Source organism: Arsenophonus endosymbiont of Aleurodicus floccissimus (genome assembly GCF_900343025.1).
In the GTDB taxonomy this organism is placed as follows: Bacteria; Pseudomonadota; Gammaproteobacteria; order Enterobacterales; family Enterobacteriaceae; genus Arsenophonus.
Genome location: NZ_OUND01000001.1, coordinates 1,101,991 through 1,125,268 on the forward strand (window position 1 = coordinate 1,101,991; position 23,278 = coordinate 1,125,268).

Annotated in this window: 21 protein-coding genes, 2 tRNA genes and 9 pseudogenes; 22 read left to right on the forward strand and 10 right to left on the reverse strand. The window is 37.8% G+C overall.

The window, feature by feature from the left end; genetic code table 11:
* Positions 1-31: 31 nt before the first annotated feature.
* Positions 32-226 carry a hypothetical protein gene (locus ARADI_RS06100; protein WP_119711462.1) on the forward strand — a complete coding sequence of 65 codons (195 nt, stop codon included), beginning with the start codon at positions 32-34 and terminating at the stop codon, positions 224-226.
* 2 nt (positions 227-228) lie between these two features.
* On the opposite strand, the gene ARADI_RS06105 is transcribed toward ARADI_RS06100, so the two are convergent.
* Positions 229-306, reverse strand: a tRNA-Lys gene (locus tag ARADI_RS06105).
* A gap of 310 nt (positions 307-616) precedes the next feature.
* Here ARADI_RS06105 and ARADI_RS06110 point away from each other — a divergent pair.
* The 15 genes and pseudogenes from ARADI_RS06110 to ARADI_RS06175 all read left to right on the forward strand — a co-directional run bounded on the left by ARADI_RS06110 (position 617) and on the right by ARADI_RS06175 (position 9,881).
* The gene (locus ARADI_RS06110; protein ID WP_119711463.1) at positions 617-1,390 is read left to right on the forward strand and encodes a BRO-N domain-containing protein; all 774 of its coding nucleotides are present in this window, start codon (positions 617-619) and stop codon (positions 1,388-1,390) included.
* A 79-nt stretch (positions 1,391-1,469) separates the two neighbouring features.
* Positions 1,470-1,949, forward strand: coding sequence for a hypothetical protein (locus ARADI_RS06115; protein WP_439647077.1), 480 nt, complete (start codon positions 1,470-1,472; stop codon positions 1,947-1,949).
* 38 nt (positions 1,950-1,987) lie between these two features.
* Positions 1,988-2,158, forward strand: coding sequence for a hypothetical protein (locus ARADI_RS06120; RefSeq protein WP_238149169.1), 171 nt, complete (start codon positions 1,988-1,990; stop codon positions 2,156-2,158).
* A gap of 12 nt (positions 2,159-2,170) precedes the next feature.
* Positions 2,171-4,219, forward strand: a pseudogene (locus ARADI_RS06125) (DNA polymerase family A protein).
* A gap of 140 nt (positions 4,220-4,359) precedes the next feature.
* The gene (locus ARADI_RS20755) at positions 4,360-4,464 is read left to right on the forward strand and encodes a hypothetical protein (protein ID WP_369406980.1); all 105 of its coding nucleotides are present in this window, start codon (positions 4,360-4,362) and stop codon (positions 4,462-4,464) included.
* Positions 4,455-4,734 (forward strand): annotated as a pseudogene (locus tag ARADI_RS06135) (PDDEXK family nuclease). Before ARADI_RS20755 ends, ARADI_RS06135 begins: the two are co-directional and overlap by 10 nt.
* Before the next feature lie 59 nt (positions 4,735-4,793).
* Entirely contained in the window at positions 4,794-5,087 is a 294-nt protein-coding gene (locus ARADI_RS17545; protein ID WP_238149170.1) for a KilA-N domain-containing protein, read from the forward strand.
* A gap of 132 nt (positions 5,088-5,219) precedes the next feature.
* Positions 5,220-5,597 (forward strand): hypothetical protein, encoded by a 378-nt coding sequence (locus ARADI_RS17550; protein ID WP_238149171.1) that lies wholly within the window; start codon positions 5,220-5,222, stop codon positions 5,595-5,597.
* Positions 5,598-5,905: 308 nt separating this feature from the next.
* Positions 5,906-6,670: a BRO-N domain-containing protein gene (locus ARADI_RS06145; protein ID WP_119711464.1), complete on the forward strand. Its 765-nt coding sequence runs from the start codon at positions 5,906-5,908 to the stop codon at positions 6,668-6,670.
* Between the two features lie 50 nt (positions 6,671-6,720).
* Positions 6,721-7,233, forward strand: a complete 513-nt coding sequence (locus ARADI_RS21615) for an antA/AntB antirepressor family protein (protein WP_439647078.1) — start codon at positions 6,721-6,723, stop codon at positions 7,231-7,233.
* 4 nt (positions 7,234-7,237) lie between these two features.
* Positions 7,238-7,378, forward strand: coding sequence for a hypothetical protein (locus ARADI_RS06155; protein ID WP_182853117.1), 141 nt, complete (start codon positions 7,238-7,240; stop codon positions 7,376-7,378).
* A 266-nt stretch (positions 7,379-7,644) separates the two neighbouring features.
* Positions 7,645-8,947 (forward strand): annotated as a pseudogene (locus tag ARADI_RS06160) (SNF2-related protein).
* A gap of 195 nt (positions 8,948-9,142) precedes the next feature.
* Positions 9,143-9,319, forward strand: coding sequence for a hypothetical protein (locus ARADI_RS06165; RefSeq protein WP_182853118.1), 177 nt, complete (start codon positions 9,143-9,145; stop codon positions 9,317-9,319).
* Positions 9,320-9,341: 22 nt separating this feature from the next.
* A complete protein-coding gene (locus ARADI_RS06170) occupies positions 9,342-9,590 on the forward strand; it encodes a hypothetical protein (RefSeq protein ID WP_119711466.1) in 249 nt (82 codons plus the stop codon).
* Between the two features lie 96 nt (positions 9,591-9,686).
* Complete coding sequence (locus ARADI_RS06175; RefSeq protein ID WP_119711467.1) at positions 9,687-9,881, forward strand: MerR family transcriptional regulator; 195 nt, start codon at positions 9,687-9,689, stop codon at positions 9,879-9,881.
* Here ARADI_RS06175 and ARADI_RS06180 read toward each other — a convergent pair.
* The 7 genes and pseudogenes from ARADI_RS06180 to ARADI_RS06200 all read right to left on the reverse strand — a co-directional run bounded on the left by ARADI_RS06180 (position 9,847) and on the right by ARADI_RS06200 (position 15,043).
* Positions 9,847-10,967: pseudogene (locus ARADI_RS06180) on the reverse strand (tyrosine-type recombinase/integrase). The gene ARADI_RS06175 and the pseudogene ARADI_RS06180 sit on opposite strands and share 35 nt — an antisense overlap.
* A gap of 199 nt (positions 10,968-11,166) precedes the next feature.
* Positions 11,167-11,742, reverse strand: a pseudogene (locus ARADI_RS06185) (3-hydroxyacyl-CoA dehydrogenase family protein); the annotation flags it as partial.
* 35 nt (positions 11,743-11,777) lie between these two features.
* Positions 11,778-12,284 (reverse strand): 3-hydroxyacyl-CoA dehydrogenase NAD-binding domain-containing protein, encoded by a 507-nt coding sequence (locus ARADI_RS17555; RefSeq protein ID WP_238149172.1) that lies wholly within the window; start codon positions 12,282-12,284, stop codon positions 11,778-11,780.
* A 202-nt stretch (positions 12,285-12,486) separates the two neighbouring features.
* Positions 12,487-13,044: an enoyl-CoA hydratase-related protein gene (locus ARADI_RS17560; RefSeq protein ID WP_238149173.1), complete on the reverse strand. Its 558-nt coding sequence runs from the start codon at positions 13,042-13,044 to the stop codon at positions 12,487-12,489.
* Between the two features lie 6 nt (positions 13,045-13,050).
* A complete protein-coding gene (locus ARADI_RS17565) occupies positions 13,051-13,200 on the reverse strand; it encodes a hypothetical protein (protein WP_238149174.1) in 150 nt (49 codons plus the stop codon).
* 2 nt (positions 13,201-13,202) lie between these two features.
* A pseudogene (gene fadI, locus ARADI_RS06195) lies at positions 13,203-14,498 on the reverse strand (acetyl-CoA C-acyltransferase FadI).
* A gap of 248 nt (positions 14,499-14,746) precedes the next feature.
* Positions 14,747-15,043 (reverse strand): annotated as a pseudogene (locus tag ARADI_RS06200) (YfcZ/YiiS family protein).
* A gap of 361 nt (positions 15,044-15,404) precedes the next feature.
* Here ARADI_RS06200 and fadL point away from each other — a divergent pair.
* Positions 15,405-16,682, forward strand: a pseudogene (gene fadL / locus ARADI_RS06205) (long-chain fatty acid transporter FadL).
* Between the two features lie 278 nt (positions 16,683-16,960).
* Here the strand turns inward: fadL and mlaA are convergent.
* On the reverse strand, positions 16,961-17,761 hold the full coding sequence (mlaA, locus tag ARADI_RS06210; RefSeq protein ID WP_119711469.1) for a phospholipid-binding lipoprotein MlaA: 801 nt from the start codon (positions 17,759-17,761) through the stop codon (positions 16,961-16,963).
* Between the two features lie 556 nt (positions 17,762-18,317).
* On the opposite strand from mlaA, the gene ARADI_RS06215 reads away from it, so the two are divergent.
* The 5 genes and pseudogenes from ARADI_RS06215 to ARADI_RS17570 all read left to right on the forward strand — a co-directional run bounded on the left by ARADI_RS06215 (position 18,318) and on the right by ARADI_RS17570 (position 21,550).
* Positions 18,318-18,393: transfer RNA gene (locus ARADI_RS06215), tRNA-Arg, on the forward strand.
* Between the two features lie 201 nt (positions 18,394-18,594).
* Positions 18,595-18,807 carry a hypothetical protein gene (locus ARADI_RS06220; protein WP_119711470.1) on the forward strand — a complete coding sequence of 71 codons (213 nt, stop codon included), beginning with the start codon at positions 18,595-18,597 and terminating at the stop codon, positions 18,805-18,807.
* Positions 18,808-19,192: 385 nt separating this feature from the next.
* Positions 19,193-20,188, forward strand: a complete 996-nt coding sequence (locus ARADI_RS06225; RefSeq protein ID WP_119711471.1) for an AMP-binding protein — start codon at positions 19,193-19,195, stop codon at positions 20,186-20,188.
* A 177-nt stretch (positions 20,189-20,365) separates the two neighbouring features.
* Complete coding sequence (locus ARADI_RS06230; protein WP_119711472.1) at positions 20,366-20,665, forward strand: acyl carrier protein; 300 nt, start codon at positions 20,366-20,368, stop codon at positions 20,663-20,665.
* 109 nt (positions 20,666-20,774) lie between these two features.
* Positions 20,775-21,550 (forward strand): annotated as a pseudogene (locus ARADI_RS17570) (SDR family oxidoreductase).
* A 530-nt stretch (positions 21,551-22,080) separates the two neighbouring features.
* On the opposite strand, the gene potD reads toward ARADI_RS17570, so the two are convergent.
* On the reverse strand, positions 22,081-23,127 hold the full coding sequence (gene potD, locus ARADI_RS06245) for a spermidine/putrescine ABC transporter substrate-binding protein PotD (protein WP_119711475.1): 1,047 nt from the start codon (positions 23,125-23,127) through the stop codon (positions 22,081-22,083).
* Between the last annotated feature and the right edge of the window lie 151 nt (positions 23,128-23,278).

Here is a 23,278-nt window from a genome sequence, read left to right on the forward strand (position 1 = left end):
TAAAGCGTAAATACCCTGAGGAGGCTTAAAAATAAAATTAGATAATATGACTAAAGTCCTTACTCTCACTAACGCCAGTAATAACAGCCATTATCTGCTTGATTTAACGCAACCCGTTTACGCCGATGAGGAAACCAAAACATTAATCAATATGATCCAACTACTGGCTGAAGAAAACCAATTCTTGAGAAAAGAGAATAAGCGATTGGCAAAGAAGCATCGGTAAAATGGCGGGCTATGCAGGATTCGAACCTGCGACCGTGATGGATTAAGAGTCCACTGCTCTACCCACTAAGCTAATAACCCAAGACCGCGCAATTATAACCACAAAATACCCATTGACGAAAGAAGAAATCATGCGCTATAGCTTATATGCATCTGCGAAATCAGATGTCGGAATTAACCTCCTGCTGTAACTACAAAGGCGCATAGCACGCCAACAGCGTGTTTTTTATACGTCAGTCCGCCATATCAAAAATCAATGGTGGGCTGGATGAGGGAGCCGTAAGGCTTGCCGGTCCCTTTGTAGCCGGTAAGGTCAACCTCGTCCAGTTCGCCACCCAAGATTGACCTCAAAGGTGGTGATTATCCTAAACCTACAAAGGAAATTATTACTATGACTACTCTAGTTTTCCGTAATACTATTCTTGAAACTATTTCTCGTAATGGAGAAATCTGGTTTACTTTTGCTGAACTCGCCAAAGCACTGGAATATATAGAAACAGATTCGGTAACAAAAATTTTTAATCGCAATAAAGATGAATTTTGGGAATGTATGGCAACGATGGTCAATTTGGGCGTCGTTAGAAAAACGGGAACGGTGAGAATGCCAGTTCGTATATTCTCGTTACGTGGGGCACACCTAGTCGCTATGTTCGCACGTACAGCTGTAGCAAAAGAATTCAGAAAATGGGTGCTGGATATCCTCGATAAACAAACAGTTAATCAAACCGTTAAACCTAACCCTCAATACCAACCCAAAGCCTCAGAGCGTTTTACCCATTCTGATACACGCAATCTAACACACTTAGTCTGGTGCATGACAGATGGATTCCGTTTTGAGCGTTCATGGAGTAATGCGGTTTGGCTGGCGTTACGTGAAGTGACGGGCACGCCATCACCGGAGCGTTTTCAGGTAGAGCATATACTGTTAATGGCTGACGAATGCCGACGTATTTACTATATCACCGAGTCATTACGCCAGATTATTAATGACGCTGAAAAGCAGGTGATCAAACGACTTTTACGTAAACGTGAAAATATCGATACCGTGTTAGCGGAGATCAAACAGCTTTTTGAACATTTCCACCATCAACAAATCGGGATAATCACCGCTCGCACCGATCACTGGTATGAAGGTGAGTTAACCCATTTCATAAAACGTCACTAATTAATCTTAACGCCCCTTTCTATAGGGGCAATCTTTCATCAATTTCATTATTGAGGAATAACTTTATATGCAAAATCTAATGAACGCACAAAATATCACACTAGTCGGCAGTGAAACGATCGACTCACAACAATTACTGCTAATGGTCAACGAAACACGAAAAGAACATGGTGAACCACCAATTAGAAACAACAAATTTATTGAAAACATTAAGGATGAGCTTGAGGGAGAGTACTACACAAAAAGTGTAGTGCAAAAAATGAACAACACGGAATCAGAAGTTATCGAAATGACGCTTAAGCAAGCGCTTCGTGTTGTCGCGCGTGAGTCGAAAGCGGTTCGCCGCTCGCTGATTGATAAACTGGAGCGGCAAAGTAAACTCCAAAGCGCCAATGAAATTATCGCAGCAATGACCTTAGCTAACGTTGCACAGGAGCGTCGGTTAAAGAGTATCGAGCATCAGGTAGAGCAAGTCTTAGAAGAAATCGAGCATATCAAACAAGACACTATCCCAACGGGTTTCCAAGGCATAGCTATCTTAAAACAAAGTACGGCTTAAGCGATGCGAAATGTCGGTAATTGGTCACAGCGTGGAAGGTGCCTTACAAAAAAGTGCCCCATGTAGTGCCAGGTGGTCAGATTACCCAAATGTCGGTAGTTGAGGAAGAAGCATTTAAATACGCGCTGGATAAGGCGATGCTTGAGTCTGAGAAACGCGGCAGTCAGTGGTATCATCCTAAAATGGGGCGTTTTTCCGTTACCGCCTGATAAGGATGAATTATGCAAAATTTACTGTTTTGCGATCTAGAAACCTATAGCGATATTTCGATTAATTGTGGCACGTATCGTTATGCTGAAAATGCAGAGATATTACTTTTTGCGTATGCTTATAATCATGAACCCGTAAAGGTTTGGGATGTGACGCAAGATAAAACGATGCCAAAGGATTTAAAAGCCTATCTTGATGACTCTGCGATTTTAACTGTCTCGCATAATGGGGGGATGTTTGATACGGTAATTTTAAAACACGTGTTAAATATTGACTTACCGTTATCCCGCGTTCACGACACATTAGTACAAGCACTGGCACATGGCTTACCAGGTGCGTTTGGTTCGCTTTGCGATATTTTCAACGTCGATAGCGATAAAGCCAAAGATAAAGAGGGTAAAGCGCTTATACAGTTATTTTACAAACCGCGCCCTAAAAACAGTAAAATACAGCGCGCCACGGCGTTAACACATTTCGAAGATTGGCAACGGTTTAAAACTTACGCAGGCTCTGATATTTTAGCGATGTGCGAAATTTATCAACATTTACCCCGCTGGAATATGGATTTTGACGAAATAGTGTTATGGTAATTAGACCAAACAATTAATCGCCTTGGAATGTGCATAGATGTTCAACTGGCGAAAAGCGCCTTGACTGCCGTTGAAAACGAGCAAAAACGGTTATCAACCGTCACCCCGCAATTAACGGGTAACACTGTACAGTCCACGACCCAACGTGATGCACTATTACAACATAATTACCTCGGCATTTGGCATCACATTACCGGATATGCAAGCCAGCACGCTACAGCGCCGCATTAACGATATCCCACAGGCTTTACGCGAACTGCTGTCAGTCCGTCTACAATCGTACACAACCAGCACCAGTAAATACAAAGCGCTGTTAAAATCGGTAAGCGCAGATAGACGTCTTCGATGGACTAAGCAATTTTATGGCGCTTCACGCACCGGACGTTGGGCGGGGCGGATTTTTCAGCCCGATAATCTCCCCAGACCCACGCTTGACCAAAATACCCTTGATAACGGGATTGAAGCGTTAAAAGCCGGATGCACAGAGCTGATTTTTGATGACATTATGCAACTGACCAGTTCTGTACTTAGAGGATGTATTGTTGCCCCACTGGGTAAGAAGCTGGTTATCTCCGATTTATCAAATATTGAAGGCCGCATGCTGGCATGGTTGGCAGGGGAAAACTGGAAAGTCAACGCTTTTAGCGAATTTGATAACGTCAAGGGCGATGACCTGTATAAACTCGCCTATGCGCGCGCATTTAATCTTTTACCTGAAAACGTCACTAAAGCCCAACGACAAGTCGGTAAGCTGATGGAACCCGGCTTAGGCTATGGCGGTGGGGTTGTGGTATTTCTGACGTTCGCCCTCGCCTACGGTCTGGATTTAGATGAACTGGCGAAAGCCTCATTACCTAACATACCGCCTAATGTTAAACGAGAAGCAATAAGCTGGTATCAAAAATCCGTTGAAACAGATAAAACTTATGGCCTCAGCGAAAAGGTCTTTGTTACCTGCGATTCCCTTAAACGGATGTAGCGCAATGCTCACCCGCAAACTGTATCCTTTTGGTACGACATTGAAGATGCAGTAAAAAACGCCATTCTATACCTTTTAAGTGCCGTAAACTTACTGTCCGTCCCGATAAAGGCTGGCTCAGGATTTTTTTACCATCAGGACGGAGTATTTGCTACCCTTCTGCGCAAATAGAAAATGGATAAATCACCTATATGGGTATTAATCCCTACAACCGAAAATGGGAACGGTTAAAAACCTACGGGGGGAAAATTACTGAAAATATATGTCAGAGCACTGCACGGGATGTATTAGCCTATAACATTCCACCTATTGAAAAGACGGGTTATGAAATTGTCCTAACCGTCCATGATGAAATTATCAGCGAAGCGCCAGATACCCCACAATTCTCAGCCGAGGTGTTAAGTACACTGTTAAGTGCCAAGCCTTACTGGGCTTTTGATTTACCGCTTAATGCAGCTGGGTTTGAGACTGATCGCTATCGAAAGGAATAAATTACACAGGATAAAATAAACACCAGGGCCTTTAGAAAAAACGACAGTCCACTTTATTTTAAGGCGGCACACGATGCAGTTCACCTTGAACAGGCAGGCGATACCATGAAACCGCACGCGCATGGTCACAGGCAAACCGACTGGCGAGAAATCGTGATAATCGTATCTGGAGTGAACACCGCGCCGATTTTTGTTTGATGCAAATTAAGTGGGAACATATAAAAAGGATGGATTCATGCGGTTAATTAGGGAAAACAATATTGAAAAGCACTTGGTGCATGAAGCTCGAAAAATCGGCGGTATTGCCTATAAATTTGTTTCACCCGGGCGACGAGGCGTGCCTGACCGATTAGTCGCCCTGCCCAATGGCAACATTATTTTTGTGGAATGCAAAGCACCAGGCGAAAGCCCACTCCATACCAGTTATGCGAACACGCACGGCTTTTGCCCTAGGCCATCAGGTCATTATTCTGGACAGTCAGGATCTAAGCAGCATTTTACCCACTATCGGTTGAAAACCATTTAAGCAACTTATCTTGTTGATCCCCTTGTTTAACTAAGGAGGCATATTTTTATGTCTAAATTAGTTGTTATCGAAAATACCATTGTACGCCAAGACGCTTTCGGGCGTTATTGTCTAAATGATCTACACCGTGCCGCCGTTGCACAAGGTAAAGCGACAGAATCGCAACACCCATCAAACTTTCTACGAGGTGATGGAATAGCCTCATTTGTACAATCCTTAAGCAATGCTCAAAAAAGAGCTTCGGTTAATGTGATTAAAGGTGGAATTGAATCAGGAACTTGGGCAGATGAACTCGTTACCATTAGATATACCGCATGGATCGAACCTGCATTCCAAGTTTAGGTTTATGAACAATTTCGTGATTCAGTAAAAAGCAACAATGGCGCATTAACCGATAAAGTGCAAGCTAGCTTCGCCATGATCGCTTTTTACAAGTAAGAACTACGTATCGCCCCTTCTGGTCTACTCGGCGCAATGAAAAAACTGCAATCTTCCCTTGGTATGCGGGATATACTACCCGCTTATGCTGTTGATGCACCCGAAGGAAATTTGACAGTATCAAGCGAAGTGACACATTCTTTTACGGAGCTTTTGCAACTACATGGCAAGCCTTACAGCCCACCATCTGGCTTTAAACGTCTGCAATTATTAGGTATTGTTGAGCGTAAATCACGTCCAAGTAGCAAACATCCTGATAAAGAAAAATTATTCTGGTCACTGACAGAAAAAGGATTACAGTTTGGCAAAAACCTAACAGACCCAAACCATCCTCGTCAAACGCAACCCCATTTCTATGATAGCCAATTTCCTAGGTTATTAGGTGTCATGATGAACGGGATTGCCACAGCGTAGTAAAAAATTGATATTTTAAATCTCTATTGACGAAAGAAGAAATCATGCGCTATAGTTTATTTGCATCTGCAAAACCAGATGTCGGGATTTGCACCCTGCTGTAAGCTACCGCGGACATGTACACGCCGCGAGCGCGTTTTTTAATGTCGTAATCTAGCTATACCTTTCAATGGTGAGCTGGATAGGGCAGCTGAAAAGCTGGCCGGTCGGTGGTTTCCGGTAGTGCAAATCCTGTTCAGTTCACCGCCAATATGAGTTTTGCTCCTCTAGGTGGTGAGTAAATTCAAACCACTATCGGAGGTCATATTATGACTACCACACAAGCTATCTCGTTTTCTTTCCAGGAAACCCATGATGTACGCATAAAGATAATAAATTTTGAGCCGTGGTTCTGCCTTAAAGATGTACGTGAAATTTTATCCATTATTGTTGCAAGCCCTGAACGTTTTCAAATGGATAATAAAGGGGTTACAAAACATGTAACCCTTACAAAAGGTGGAAATCAACTACTCACATTTGTCAATCAACCTAACCTTTATCGTGTTATTTTCCGCAGTAATAAAACCGAGGCAAAACAATTTCAGGATTGGGTGTTTAATGAAGTCCTTCCATCAATCCGCAAAACTGGTAAATATGATCTCCATCAACCACAACCCCAAACTAAAGCCGTAGAGCGTTTTAGCCATTCAGACACCCGTAACCTGATACATTTAGTCTGGTGTATGACAAATGGCTTCCGGTTTGAGCGTTCATGGAGTAATGCGGTGTGGCTGGCGTTGAGTGAAGTCACTGGCACACCATCTCCTGAACATTTTCAGGTAGAGCATATACCGCTGATGGCTGAAGAATGCAGACGGATTTATTACATCACCGAGTCATTACGCCAGATTATCAATGATGCTGAAAAACAGGTTATCAAACGACTTTTACGTAAGCGTGAGAATGTCAATTGCGTTTTAGCGGAGATCAAACAGCTTTTTGAACAATTCCACCATCAACAAATCGGGATAATCACCGCTCGCACCGATCACTGGTATGAAGGTAAATTGACCCACTTCCTAGAACGTCACTAATTAATCTTAACGCCCCTTTTTAAAGGGGCAATCTTTTATCAATTTAAGTATTGAGGAATATCCTTATGTCAAATTTAATCAACATCGAAACAAAAAACATTAACGGCGGATTAATCCAGACGGTTAATGCCCGTGATCTACATGCGTTTTTGGAAATTGGAAAAGATTTTTCCAATTGGATCAAAGACAGAATTAGACAATACGGATTTGTTGAAAATCAGGATTACATAATTGTTGAAAATTTGAGCTCGCCAAAATTGGCGAGTGCAAAATCTCGCCAACGTCCGATGAAAGACTACTACATCAGCATCGATATGGCGAAAGAGTTGTCAATGGTTGAGCGTAACGAAAAAGGGAAACAGGCAAGGCAGTACTTTATTGAATGTGAAAGACGTGTTTTACAAGCTCAAACATTACTACCAACAGCAAAAGAACTCGCTCTCATGGTTGTTCGTGCTGAGGAAGAGAAAGAAAAGCTATTACTGGAAAATAAAAGTCTCTCAACCGAAAACGATTGTCTTAAAAATCTCCTCAAAGAAGGTATAACCCCCTACCCAGTTTAGCAAAATGCTTAACGTGGTAAACAGCCAACAGATAAATCATTATCTTGCCGCGAAAAACTGGCTCTATAACGAAAGTAAGTCCGGTAACAATTTACGCGGGCGTGTTGCCGCTACCGCTCTGGATAAATATTTAACCGAAAAATAAAACGAAATAAGCCCACATGGTGCGAATAGTTTCATTAGTTATCGCCCTGTTTTGCTGAGAAAAGGCGCACAGCGAATTTATGACCAGTATCTGACTGACAAACTCCCCATGAAAAAGAACTGGAACGGATTACATACCCATGACAAAACTATCCAGATTTTCGCCTGAACAAAAGACAATCGCTAAAACCTTCACCCCCCCGACCTTACCAAAATCTCATTATCAACCACCTGCTCGATATCAAACGCTCAAATGTCTGGGTGGAGATGGGAATGGGTAAAACAGCAGCAACGCTGACGGCGTTAGAAAATCTCTATCTTGCAGGCAGTGAAACCAAACCCACATTGGTGTTAGCCCCTTTACTGGTAGGCCCAATCCACCTGGCCGGATGAGGCGCTTAAATGGAACCGCCGCCATAATATCGAAGTGCAACCCATCATTGGCAACGCCAAAACACGGATGGCAGCACTCAAAAATACCCATGCCAGCGTATTTACTATCAATTATGATAATCTCGTCTGGCTAGTCGACATCCTAGGAGATAGTTGGCCTTTTGGCACGATTATCACCGATGAGAGCACCTGGTTAAAATCATTCCGGTTACGCAAAGGCGGTAAACGCACCGCTGCACTCGCCAAAATCGCGCATAAATCGGTTCATCGATGGGTAAATCTGACCGGTACGCCTTCACCCAACGGGCTGATGGACTTATGGGGGCGAGCGTGGTTTGTTGGCCAGAGAGAACGCCTAGGCAGAACCCATAATGCGTTCACGTCTCGCTGGTTTAATCGCATCCAGTTCCCCGGACAACAGTGGAGCAGGTTTGAGCCTTTAGGGTTTGCGCAGCTACAAATTCAGTTAGCACTCAGTGATGTCACGTTATCCCTTGATGCATCCGACTGGTTCGATATCGAAGAGCCGATAAACAACGTTATCAACATTACGCTACCTGCAAAAGCGCGAGCACACTATCAGGCCATGGAAAAAGAACTGTTTCTTGAATTGGGTGATAGCGCTATTGAAGCGTTAAATGCCGCGGTCAAAACAATAAAAACTTTGCAAATTGCAGCCGGCGCTATATATAGCGATGACAATCACAACTGGACAGTGATACACGATGCCAAAATCCAGGCGCTGGAAAGTATTGTCAATGAAGCCGGAGGGATGACAGTACTGGTTGTTGCTTACCACTGGAAACATGACCTGGAGCGTTTATTAAAAGCGTTTCCAAAAGGGAAAAATTTAGACGCTAATCCACAAACCCTTACCGACTGGAATAATGGCAAAATCCCGTTACTTTTTGCCCAATCTGCAAACTGTGGGCACGGCTTAAATTTACAGGATGGCGGCAATATTCTGGTCTTTTTCTCCCACTGGTGGGATTTAGAGCAGTACTAGCAAATTATCGAACGTATCGGCCCCATCCGTCAAGCGCAAGCCGGACATAACCGCCCTGTCTTTATTCACCATATCGTCGCTAAAGATACCCTTGATGAAGTGGTTATGAAACGTCGCAACTCGAAACGGGCAATACAGGATTTATTACTAGAAGCGATGAAGAGAAAGTAAAAAAAAAGACCAGCGCAATGCTGGCCAACACCAGGGAAAAATGAATTTGACCACAAAAAACGTGAAAGGAATAAAAATTATCATCTGCAATAATCATAGAAGAAAAATAAAGAATTAACCTTAAATTTACAAAAATTTATATTTTAACATCAAATATTTATCATTATTATTATCATTAATAACGAAGAACCCACCATGTGGATTTTAATCCTGGCAGTGTACGCCAGCCCTTACGCATCGAGTAACTTTGCCAGTGTTCATAATCAGGAATTCGACACTGAGAACATGTGCCAATTCGCCTCTAAGCAGTTTCAACGTGAATTTGAGACTTTCAAGGATATTAACGCTAAAGCGATTTGCGTTAATAAATAAGCCAATTTCAAAAGTTTCAACCATGAAACTTAACATCATCAAATTACTAATCACGATATTATTGTTTATCGGTGCAGCGTTTGCCTTCGAACTCATTGTTGGTCAAATTGCTCACGCCGATACCGTCATTGACCCACAAATCAGGTATAAACGTGGTGAATTAGGCAACATCCATTTAGGCGGACAAGAGCTACTGGTTATCGGCATTATGATAGTGCCTGCACTTATCGTTTATTTTAGGGTATTCCTCCTCGACACATTGAAGAATTAGTCTAGAGCTAATAACCATTATCCCACCTGAATTTACACCACTCAAACTACCCATACCGAAAGGTAAGCGTTTACCAGTAATAAAGGAGAAAATCCTATGAATGAATCCCCTTTTGTCAAAACCAGTGAACTTGCAAAAAGGTACAAAGTAACAATACACACTATCAGACAGTGGGCGGATAATGGAAAACAACGGCGGGAAGGTTTTCCACGCCCTCGGTTTAGATCTGATGAGCTTAATTTTGCCAGGCAGGATATTATGGATTGGGAGAAGGGTAAACGATTTGACTAACTTTATTCCACCAGCGCTCATAAACATCTCGCTGTTCCTCTTGGTAGGTATGCTTATCGTATACCTGCCAAACCCCCGGTAATTTATGACCTAACATAATTTCAGCAACATGAGGTTGAGTTAACTGCGCAACACCCGTACGCATAGTTTTACGCAAATCGTGAATTGACCAGTGAGTATAGTTTTCAAATCTGTGAGCCATTTTTTTATTGAGGTTACTAATAAATTTGATATGTCCACCTACACGTAACGGTCTACCACCAGACACGGTAAATAAATAATCACTGCCATAATTCAATTTTTTAGCGGTTTTTATCAATTCCTCTGCCGCTGGAATAATAAGCCGAATAATCGGCTTTTTGCTTTTTCGCCCTGTTTTATGATTTTCGGGCGGTACTGTCCATACTCTTTTCGTAAAATGGAAATCGGTCATTTTCGCTTTTAGCAATTCCCCTATCCGGCAACCAAACAATAACGCTAGTTTTATTATCAGGGCATTTCTAGGGTTATAGTCTGTCACATCGATAAGCGGATTTAAAGAAATAATCCCCCTACGTATTCCCCATCGATGGGCGGTTTTGGCATAACGTAAGACCGCGCACCTATCGTAGGTTTTACTTTTACTACCTCTTCAATTAGCGATAACCAGACATACAAGTGAGTTTCGTCATGAGGTAAATTGCCGATCTTGGGAAAAACATAAATTTCAAATGACCTTAATATTTCACCCGCTTTTATCTGTGCATTTTTAAGTGACTTTTCCCACCAGTCACGAATAACGGATTCAACCATTTTCGCTTCAACTGATTTTTGTTTACGAGTGCGTTTAACCACTTTCGGGTTTCTATGCTGCTTTAGTTCACCTCGGTAAAAAAGCGTACTATCACGGGCATCTTTTAAACTAATTGCCGGATAAGTTCCAATATCTATCCGATCACCTTTCCCCTGCCAACAATAGCGGTATTAAAAAATCACTTTACCTTTTGCTGTCACGCGAACTGATAAACCCTCTCTTTCTGATTTAGTTACCATTTTATCTTGTGGCTTGCCATTTACCGCTCTTAACCAAGAATCACTTACCACCATATTTTTTCTCCTTGCGTTTTTTTTCTATAATATTTCATGTACACTAATATGTACATAAATTTCATGACGCAAGGATTATGATAGGCAGCTAAAAACAGCTATTCTATGCTGAGAAAAAATAAAATATTTATAAAACAGTGTATTAATTATAAAACATCGGATATTGATGACTGGTGTCAGCTACTATTGATGGTTTGATATCATTTACATGCCGAATAACACCTTCGTCAAGGCAACGAGTAATTTCCTGCTCAGATAAAATTGCTTTGGGTTGAATATTAAATAACTCATAAATGGTTGTGTCGGCTTGACGCTGTTTTTTACTCCACAGCCAACTGATCTTATTTTTCTTATAAAGATAAAAACCTCGGACATTTTTACGCCCCTTTCTATCATCTTCCAATATGATATTAAGTTCTGATAGGACAGAAAATCGTTCGCCAAATTGTTCAACAAGCACCGGCATAATTTTAGTGCCTACATCAATTCCGACTTCGTCTAACAAGTTCAATGGACCAATCGGAAAACCAAATTTAACTAAAGCATTATCAATATGCTCAATGGATTCACCAGCTAACAGACAACGTGTCGCTTCAGCAATATAAGGTGCTAGTATCCGATTAACATAAAAACCTGCATTGTCACCAACAACAATTGCAGTTTTACCCTGTTTTTTTGCCAATGTCACAGCAGTAGCAATTGTTTGATTACTCGTCTTACTATGAGGGATCACTTCAACGAATGGCATTTTATCGACTGGACTGAAGTAATGAAGTAATGAAGTAATGAAGTAATGAAGTAATGAAGTAATCAAGTAATGAAGTAATGAAGTAATGAAGTAATGAAGTAATGAAGTAATGAAGTAATGAAGTAATGAAGTCCAATTATACGTTCTGGGTATTTAGCAAACTCTGCAATTTTATGGATAGGTAACGAAGATGTATTAGAAACAAAAGCAACTTCATTTAATGTCATTGCCTCCACTTCCTGTACCATGTTAGGCTTTAATACTAAATCTTCAAAAACGGCTTCTACGATAATTTGCGTTTTTTCAAGCCCTTTATAGTCTAATGTGCCTAAAATTAACATCATCTGTCGAGCGCGCTCTTGTACAGATATACGCTTACGTTTAACTTGCTCCGTTAAGCGCTGCCAACTGAATTTTAATGCTTGATTAAGTCCTCCATTATTAATGTCCTTCACTCGAACAGGTAATTTACCTCGGGCCGCTGTCACATAGGCAATCCCGCCTCCCATGAGGCCTCCACCTAACACACCTACCTGATGAATTGTAGCAGATTTTCCAAAACTACCCATTTCACTTTTTAGCGAAGTCGAGCCAAAAAAAAAGACCTCGTAAAGCGTTAGATTCTGGTGTCATTGCCAGCTTTCCAAAGGCTTTTGCCTCTGCCTCAAGTCCGGCTTGAACACCTTTTTCATAGCCAATAGCAACTACTGAAATCGCTTTTTCTAACGCAGGGTAATGACCTTTTACTTTTTGAATTTGTTTTATTTTTAATTATCGCGAATAAGATATTTCTGATAAACACAGCATGAGAGGCAAACATGTTTTGCCTTTTCTCCCTTTATAAATCCAGTTAATTGCCGTTTGCAATAAAATTTCTGCTGGAACAATATCGTCGACTAAATCCAATTTTAGTGATTGCTTTGACCTTAATTGACGGCTAGTCAGAATCAAATCTAATCCATTAACTAAACCGATTAAACGAGGTAAACGTTGTGTTCCTCCAGAACCAAGTATTAAGCCTAATTGTACCTCTGGTAAACCAAGACGCGTTTTATCTGACAGAGTACAAATTCTTACATGACAGGTAAGCGCTAATTCTAATCCACCGCCTAAACATACTCCATCAATTGCAGCGACAATAGGTAATGGATAATTTTCAAGCAAGTTAAATAATTTTGGCCCTATCATGGCAAGCCTTGTTGCTTCTTCTTTTGTTTTACAATTAGAAACCATACTAATATCAGCGCCAGCAAGAAAACACCCTGGTTTATTTGAAATAATAATAATCCCTTTGAAACCCACTATTGCTTGTGCTTGCTGTAATATCATATAAAATTAGTCAACAAATTCGGCTTTTAATGTATTAACTTTTTCGCCTGGAACATCAATGGAAATAACACCAATATTATTTTGTTTTACGGAAAAATGAAACACAGGATAGCTAGTAATTTCAGGTAAGTTTTTTTCTTCATTTTTATTAGTCATAACTAATCAACCTCCAAAATCATTGCTGCACCTAAACCGCCTGCTGCACAAGCGGTCGTTAGCGCCAAAACCGCCACGACGATGTAACTCATTAAGCGTCTGTGTCACCATACTAGCACCTGTGGTAGCAAATGGATGACCATAAGCAATAGACCCGCCTAATACATTAAATTTTTCCATATTAATTTCACCGATCGCTTCAGATTACCCTAATTTCTCTTGAGCAAATTTTTTGCTCGCAAATATTTTCATATTGGCTAATACTTGAGCAGAAAAAGCTTCATGCATATCAATTAAGGTAAGATCTTTTAAACTTAATCCCGCGTTTTTGAGAGCTAATGGTGTTGCATAAGAAAGGCCTAATAGCATGTCCTGCCAAACGTCAATAGCCGAAAAAGCATAACTAAGAATATAACCCAATGGAGTTATACCTAATGCTTTCGCATTTGATTCAAACATCAACATTACTGCCGCTGCACCATCAGTCATTGGCGTGCTGTTCGCGGCGGTAACAGTACCATGTTGGCGATCAAAAGCAGGTTTTAACTTTGCATAAGAAGCAAGTGTTGAGTCTTTTCGAACATTATTGTCTTCCGATAATGACTCCAGGAACGGCAGTGTATAAGCTGTCATTACTTCTTTCTGTAATACGCCGCTATCCCAAGCCTGGGCGGCTAGGATATGAGAACGATGAGCAAAAGCGTCTTGTTCTTCACGACTAATATGATAAGTTTTTGCCATCTGTTCGGCAGTATCTCCCATTCTTAAACCCGTAGAATATTCCGCTACTGCTGGTGAAGCTAGCAAAAAGTCACGAAAACTTAATGTGCTTAAGAGCCGCAAATGTTGGCCAATTGATTTTGCTCTATTAAGGTCAACTAGAGTGCTTGACATTTTTTTAGTTACTCCAATAGGTAAAACTGATGATGAATCCGCTCCTCCAGCAATACCGACCTCAATAGTACCCGCCTTCATACTTTCTACAATATTGGTAATAGCCTGAAAACTAGTAGCACATGCCCTAGAAATACTATAAGCATCTGTTGAAATAGGTAGTCCAGTGCCTAAAACAATCTCTCTAGCAATATTCGGCACTTCAGGCATCTGAACTACTTGACCAAAACCACTTGATCAATAAGTTGAGAATCAATACCACTGCGAATAACTAATTTACGTACTACCATTTTGCCTAGATCGACAGCAGGTATATTATGATAAGCCGTTGCCTGTTTAGCAAAAGGAAGGCGTAACCCAGTAACAATTGCGATACGATCAGTATTCTTAACGTTGTAGTTCATAGCAGCTCTCGCTTCCCTTTTTATAAAAAATGAAAAATGAAACTATAGTTAATCATTCCCAATACTTCACAGAGATCTGATCTGATAATCAATTGTTATTCAAATGTAGTGAAAGAAAAATAATAAAAATTAAAAACTGAGAAGCGGCACACAAGATATGAATATTTATTTGCCACACAAGTCAAAATATTGAGAACAACTCAACGATCAAATGCCTACAAAACTTCTGTAGGCACTGTTAAATTCAATTAACGCAAATTTAATTGAAAAATTAGCGTTTCAACTTCACAACAAAAGGTAAAATTGGCTAGTAATTTAACACCCTCAGCAATAGGCTGAATCTGATGTTCAATAACACAAGGCTCAGATTCAACTGACCGCGCTTTTTCTATTAGCTGTGTTAATACTTTTTAAGCCTCTTGTTAATTTAAAAAATTTTTTTCAAAAGAAGCGGTACAATTTTGATTATCTATCACTGTACCGACATCAACACAACAGCAAGCAGCAGTTGCTTCTGCATGACAACGATTCTTAGCATCCGACATAATTTTTTCCAACAATAAGCATTAACAAAATATAATCATAACGCTAATTAACAAAAAAATACCAGCTACCATCTGATAATCTATAAAATATCAAGTAGTTATTTAATCTAATATCCCTATTGTTACTCTATCCCTATCACTTCGTATAATTAATGCGCCAATTTTATGTTAAATAAATCACATTTTTACAAACAAATAAAATATACGCATTAAACATGCTTGTAATAAAACCGGTATTCAATTTTATACTCAGTCAACTGGTCTGATTTGCCATATTGGCATGGAGCAATACAATTCGGGCCTTTCTATTACGACTATCAATGTCGTTCTTATCATAAATATAATTTAAGAGGTTTGGGTTATGAACCAGAAAAACCTGTTCAAACATACAATCTTGGCAATGGCTGTAAGTTTTATTTCGACAAATGCCAGTGCTGCTGGCTTTCAACTAAACGAACATTCCACTTCTGCATTGGGTAGTGCTTTTTCAGGGGATGGCGATAATGCTAGTGTTGGTAGTCGCAATCCAGCAGCGATGATGTTATTCAATAACCCAGTACTCTCTCTTGGTGCAATTTATATTAATCCTGACGTTGATATAAAAGGAAAATCACCTGTCACTGGTAATAGTACCAGTTCAAACAACATCGCGCCTCATGCCTGGATACCCAATGCTCATTTTATTTTTCTAGTAAATGAAAAATGGGCTGTTGGCACTTCAATTACCGCTAATTACGGTTTAGCCACTGAATTCAATCACAACTATAATGCTGGGCGTATTGGCGGGAAAACCGATCTCACCGCACTGAACTTAAATTTAAACGGTGCTTATCGCCTTAATGAGCATTTCAGTGCAGGTTTAGGCTTTAATGCAGTCTATGCCGATGCAGAAATTACCCGTCATATTGGGGAATTTGGCCCAATATTGGGGGGCTACCTAAATCAACCACAATTGCCAAACTAAAGGGTAATGATTGGGGATATGGCTGGAATGCCGGCATCCTGTATGAATTAGATGAGAATAATCGTTACAGCTTTACCTTATCGTTCAGAAGTTAAAATAAAGTTTAATGGCGACTATAGTAATGAGCTTCCTTCATCAATCCCTGGTAGTTTAAGCGGCAATAGCATTAAGGGAAAACTGGATCTGAATCTACCAGAAATTTGGGAAATCTCCGGTTATAATAAAGTGGCACCTAAATGGGCGGTTCATTATAGTTTAGCCTATACCAGTTGGAGCCAGTTTAAAGAATTGAAAGCCACCGCAAAAGATGATGGACGCGTTTTATTTAATAAACATGAAAGTTTTAGAGATGTGTTCCGTATTGCTTTAGGCACCACTTACTATCATGATGATCATTGGACATTTCGTACCGGTATTGCCTTTGATGATAGCCCGGTACCCGCTAAAAATCGCTCGATCTCAATTCCTGATCAAGATCGCTTTTGGATCAGTGCTGGTACAACTTATGCCTTTAACGAAAATGCCTCGGTCGACGTAGGCATTTCCTACATGCATGGACAACACGTAAAAATTAAAGAAGAAACGCGATCAATAGGTATGCCACTACCGGCGTATGAATTTAAATCAAGTGGTAGCGCCTGGTTAGCTAGCGTTAACTTTAACTACAAATTCTAATTTTTTCTTAAAAATACAAAAGGATAGCTATTGCTATCCTTGCTAAAATCGATTAGTAAGAAATATTTTAGTGATGATAATATAAAATCCAAATATCATCACTGATGCCATCATTCACTAATTAAATAATTTATCGTAAATGATAATTAGCAAACAATTATATTATTAATTGATTTTTTTATTTATAAAGATTCAAGTTAACGTGACCATAAAAATCAATAAATTATCTCACCGTTATTTTTTACTCATTAACATTTAAATTAAAATATACCAGTATATTACTCATCAATAGAATCCAAATCTTCTTCAATCACAGCAGCGTTAAGATTAATAGTCGGCTTCAACACCCCTCCCTGCGCCTTAAAATCTTTATTCTGAAAATATGCCTCTCTGACCATTAAATATGGATCAGAAGAGTTTTGCAGTATTCCATCAGAGTCTAAAAAAAGTGCCCGTTTTTCGATTCCCTCTATTACCCATTTTCCGGCTGACATCCAAAAAGTAAGGTAACTTAACATCGGATAAGCTTTGTCAGCCCAGTCACCCCCATCTTCTCGTAGGGTAAAACTACCATAACCTGGCAATACCACATATGGACCGTAGCCAACCTGATAATATCCTAAAGTACTACCAAAACGATTAGATTCTTGTTTAACAAGTTTAGGATTAGCCATTGAAGCAATATCGATCAATCCCGCCATACCAAAAACACTATTTAGGAAAAAACGATTGAAATGCTTCATTCCTTGATAAATATCACCGCGTAGAAAATTATTCACCATACTCGCAGGCTCTTCCAGGTTAGCCAAAAAATTAACTAAACCATTACGTGCAGGCATAGGAGCGTAATCACGCCAAGCAACGGCAACTGGACGTACCACATAACGATCCAAAACATGATAATTAAAATCAAACATTGTTCGATTAAAACTCTCTAACGGATCAAAGCGCTGTTGATTATAGGTCGGTGTACTCGAACAGCTCGTAATCAATCCTACTGCAAAAAATACGCCGCATAATCGATATGTTTTAAATCTTGTTTTTCTATTCAACAAAACACCCTCACATAGATTGTCCATTCATAATTATATATCCTCATTAATTTAATCTTACTTACTTTTTGATTTAATGATAAGAATTTAATCACTATTTATCTAAGCATATAATGTGCAAGCGATTACTTTAAATAGGGGGATAGGTTAAAAAAAAATAAATAACCCTAAGTTATAGCCCCAAAATATTAAAAAAAAAACAAACAATAATAATTATTCTCAAAATGATAAACACATCATAATGTAAAATAGATAAACAAATTTAATAACAATAATTATTAAATAATTCACTAAATGATAATTTATGAAATAATAATTTAACGATTTTCTCTAATATAACGCAACAAAGAATCAAACCTATTTAAACACAAATCCAGCAATCAGCAATCAGCAATCAGCAATCAGCAATCAGCAATCAGCAATCAGCAATCAGCAATCAGCAATCAGCAATCAGCAATCAGCAATCAGCAATCAGCAATCAGCAATAAAATTAAACTAATTGTATTCAACAAGTTGATTTTAATAGGGATTTAATAATAAAATAGATAGTATATCAAGGCAATTTAGACTGAAGCAATTCTATGTCCTCTTAGTTTAAATGGATATAACAAGCCCCTCCTAAGGGCTAATTGTAGGTTCGATTCCTACAGGGTACACCATTAACAAATTGATAGCAACTTATTTTAATCAGCAGAAAGTTATTTACCATCCCCTATACTTCTTACCATTTATTGCAATCTGTATTTTGCGTATATTTATACACTACATTTACCGCTAACTTAATATCACTGAACTTACGTTAAGCGTTCTTGTATAATTAATATACTTTTATTTCGTACTAAAAATAACAAGGAGGGGTTATGCCTTTACTATATATAGTTGAAAATATTATAAAAAATATCACGATTGGCGAGCGTGTTAAACACTATATAACAGATGCTAAATCCAAGCGGGTTGTTAGCCAATTAAAAGCAAAATATCAAACAATTACTTATCAACAATTATGGAATAGAGCTGAAAATATTGCCAATGAATGGTATTACCATTGCCAATACCCACTAAAAGCCCAGTGATAAAGTTGTTATTTTATCTTTTATTAATAGTGATTATATTGCTATTAATCTCGCCTGTGTGCAAATTAATGCAATTATAATTTCTCTACAAACTAATTTATCAACCAAAGAATTAACGCTTATTTTACAAGAAGTAGAACCATAAATAATCGCAGCCAGCATAGAATACTTACATATAACAGTAGAGTTAGTAAAAAATAATCAGTCAATAAAACGAATAATTGTTTTCAATTATAACTTTTCCAATGATAATTCAGAAAAACTTGAACAATTACAAAAACAATCAAATATCACAATCTAAGAGCTATCCAATATTATCCATTTAGGTAGCCAGTTACCGAAAGTACCTTACCCTGAGAATAATAATGATCTATCCTAGATATCGATGATAATTTATACATCCAGTAGCACTGGTTCGCCTAAAGGCGCTATTTATAATGAAAAATTTGTATCAAATATGTGGAACCCTACTCTTTTTAATAATAATTCTAATAAAGAAATGACAACTGTTTTGTACCTACCGATAAGTCATAGTTTGGCAAACATACAATTTTATAATCTTTTAGCAAGAGGTGGTACTTGTTATCTGGTGGCTAAAAGTAACTTATCTTCTTTATTTGAAGATATTTCCTTAGCAAAGCCAACTGAACTTATATTAATACCCAGAATAGCTGAAATAATACTGCAGCTATATCAAACTGAGCTAGAACGTCGAAAGAAAACAGAGGATGATCGACAACTTAATACTACACTCAAAGAAGAGATACGTATCAATATTTTTGGCGGCAATGTCAAACAAATAGATTATACTTCAGCGCCACTTGCCAAAGAATTAGCTGATTTTATTGAGTCAATATTTCAAATACCACTGCACAATAATTATGGTAGCACTAAAACATTAGTTATTTGTCATGATAATAAGGTATCGAAACCATACGTTGAGGATTATAAACTTATTGATGTTCCTAAGCTAGATTATTATACAACAGATAAACTTTATCCACGAGGTGAGTTATTACTTAAGACTTCCACTATTATTTCAGGTTATTATAAACGTCCTGAATTAGATAACCAATTTTTTGATGAACAGGGTTATTATAAAACTGGAGATATCGTCGAAGAGCTAGGGAAAAATCAGTTAGCATTTATTGAAAGAAGAAAAAATATTATCAAACTTTTTCATGGTGAATTTATTGCCACTACAATGCTTGAAATTTCATTCAAAAATAGTCCCTTGCTACAAGATATTTTTATCTACGCTGATAGTCAATGGTATTATTTATTAGCTGTTATCATTCCTAAAGCAGAATTATTATATCGCTATAATAAACAACACAATGAAATAAAACGATTAATTCACCAATCACTTAAAAATTTCTAAAGATGCTAATTTAAAACCCTACGAAGTTCCACGAGATTTCTTAATCGATACAGAACCTTTCAGTCAAAAGAATGACTTATGATCAGAACTAGGAAAACCATTAAAAAAATTAAAGCTCGTTATATTGATAAGTTACATCAATTATACAAAGAAATTTACAATAACAATTTGTGAGATTTGTCACAACATATTAATAAAGAAAACATATTAAATACTGTTATAGAATTAACACAGTATCTAGTAGTCTCCTCTGATATTGTTATTAATTCAACAGCAAATTTTTCCCAACTGGGTGGCGACTCTTTGTCTATATTACAATTTTCATTAGAATTAGAAAAAATTTTTGGTGTCATTGTATCTGTCGAAATGATTGCCAATCCAACGTGTACCCTGGATGATATTGCTGATTATATAAAATCAAATCAATATGTAATAAATTCACATCCGATTTTCTCTGTCATACATAGTATAAGATAAGAAGAAAATTTATGCTAGTCAATTAGCTTTAGATAAATTTATAGGTCCCGAGATTTTCCAACAAATAAAAAATTCCTCTCACTTCCTATCGAGCTTTCATAACATATTATTGACTAGAGCAAATGGTTATCTGGGAAAATTTCTTTGTTTAGCTTTACTCGAAGAATTAAATAAAACTGATAGTAAACTAATTTGGATGATACGCGAAAAAGATAATAATAGCGCAAGACAACGTTTAATTAATACGTTTGCGCCACATAATAATCAGCTAACAGTTAAATTTAAACAACTTGCCGATAAATATCTAACTGTATTGGCGGGCGACTTAACTAAGGCAAACTTAGGGCTTGATGAAAAAACATGGGATTATTTATCGCAAACTGTTGATATATTTTTCATGCTGGTGCTTTAGTTAATCATATATTGCCATATCAACATTTGTTTGAAACAAATGTGTTAGGTACAGCAGAATTAATTAAATTAGCGCTCATCAATCGATTGAAGCCTTTCGTTTTTATTTCTAGTGTAATTGTCGCATTACCTTACAATAATAAACCACTAAGCGAAGAAGCTAATATATGCGAAGCCATACCTTACCAAGAAATTAATAATCAATACGCCAATGGCTATGCTATTAGTAAATGGGCGGCTGAAATTTTGCTCCATGATGCATATAATCAATTTAATTTACCTATGATCGTTTTTCGCCCTAGTATGATATTGGCTCATCGCCAATATCATACTCAGCTTAATATTACTGATGTATTTAGTCGATTACTATTAAGTATCATTAATACTAAGATTGCGCCAAAATCATTCTACCATTCAGAGAGCGAACTATCTCTTCATTATAATGGATTAGCAATTGATTTTGTTGCTTCATAAATAATCAAACTATCAAAAAATTATGACCATCAGCGACTCACTTTGAACATAGTTAATCCCAAAAATGATAAAGTGGCTCTTGATACAATTATTGATTGGTTAATTAATTCAGGTTTTAACATTAAAAAAATTGATAACTATCAAGAATGGTATCAACAATTTAAAATTAAAAATGAGGAAATTACCTAAAAATTTAAAACAGTATTCTATGTTACTGTTATTGCACAATTAAAACAGCCATAGAAAATAACCAGCAATTTCTGGTTTCTAGCTAATAAATTTTCTTCTGCTGTTGAGGATACAATACCTACTATTACACCATCTTTAATTAGTAAATATATTTCTGAGTTTAAAACGTTAAATTTATTAATTTAAAATAACTAAATTAATTTTTTAACAAAAAATATCAAATATAATTCTCAATGTTTATTTCTTATTTAATCGTTAAAAGTAAATAATAAAGCACCCCGATATTATGATGGTGCTTTATTATAATTACCGTGTTCAAGATACTAATAGCGTAATGAAATTTAACGACCCGCTTTTAATCGTTGAAAATAATTTTCATACAAAATATTAGCATTGCCCACATCGTTCTGCCATTCCCCTTTTTTTAAGGTTTCTTCATCAGGATATAGGGTTTTATCCGCAACTAACGTGGATGGTAGCAATTGCTTACCTGCTAGATTGGGTGTCGGATAACCAATTTGTTGCGCTACTTTAGCGGCAATATCAGGGCGAAGTAGAAAATTAATCAACTTAAGCGCACCTTCAACATTTTTTGCATTGGCTGGAATTGCTAAGCTATCCATCCAAAAAATGCCACCTTCTTTAGGCCAAATAAATTGTATCGGGGCACCTGATTGACTCACTACATAGGCAGAACCATTCCATAGCATGCCTAAATCAACTTCACCTTGCATAAAAGGGTTCGCGGGATTATCAGAATTAAATGCCATTACATTGTGCATTAATTTTTTTAATTCTTCATATGCAGCTTTAATCAATGCCGGATCTGTTGTATTACCTGAATAACCAAGCTTGAGTAGTGCCATTTGAAACACTTCCCGGGCATCATCAGTTAATAACAGTCCATTTTTATATTCAGGTTTCCATAAATCTACCCAAGAGGTAATAGTTTTGGGATCAATAACTTCACTATTGATACCAATTCCTGTCGCTCCCCAAATATAAGGAATCGAATAATCATTCTTGGGATCAAAGGATTTATGTAATAAATTTGGATCAAGATTTTTAAATTGACTCACTTGACTTTTATCAATCTTTTGTAGCATACCCTCCTTACTCATTTTTGATACAAAATAAGTTGAAGGCACTACTAAATCATAAGCTCCTTCCGCATAAGTTTTGAGTTTGGTATACATACTTTCATTAGATTCATAAGTAGAATAAATTACCTTGATACCAGTTTCTTTAGTAAACTGATTAAGTAGCCCAGGAGGAACATATTCCGACCAATTATAAAAATAGACTACCTTATCATCATTAGCTGCTACTGCTGAGCCAATACTCGCGGCTATGATCCCTGCTGCAAGCCATGAGGAGCACTTTTTCATATAGTGTTTCCTTCATAAAATAATGTTAAATTAAAACCTAATAGACTTTTTTCTAGCCCAAAAAAGTCATTATATGAGGCACCTGTAATTGGGTAAAGCTTATAAAAGTCGTTTAGTGAATTTTTTATTAGAAAAAGACTATTTCGGACAT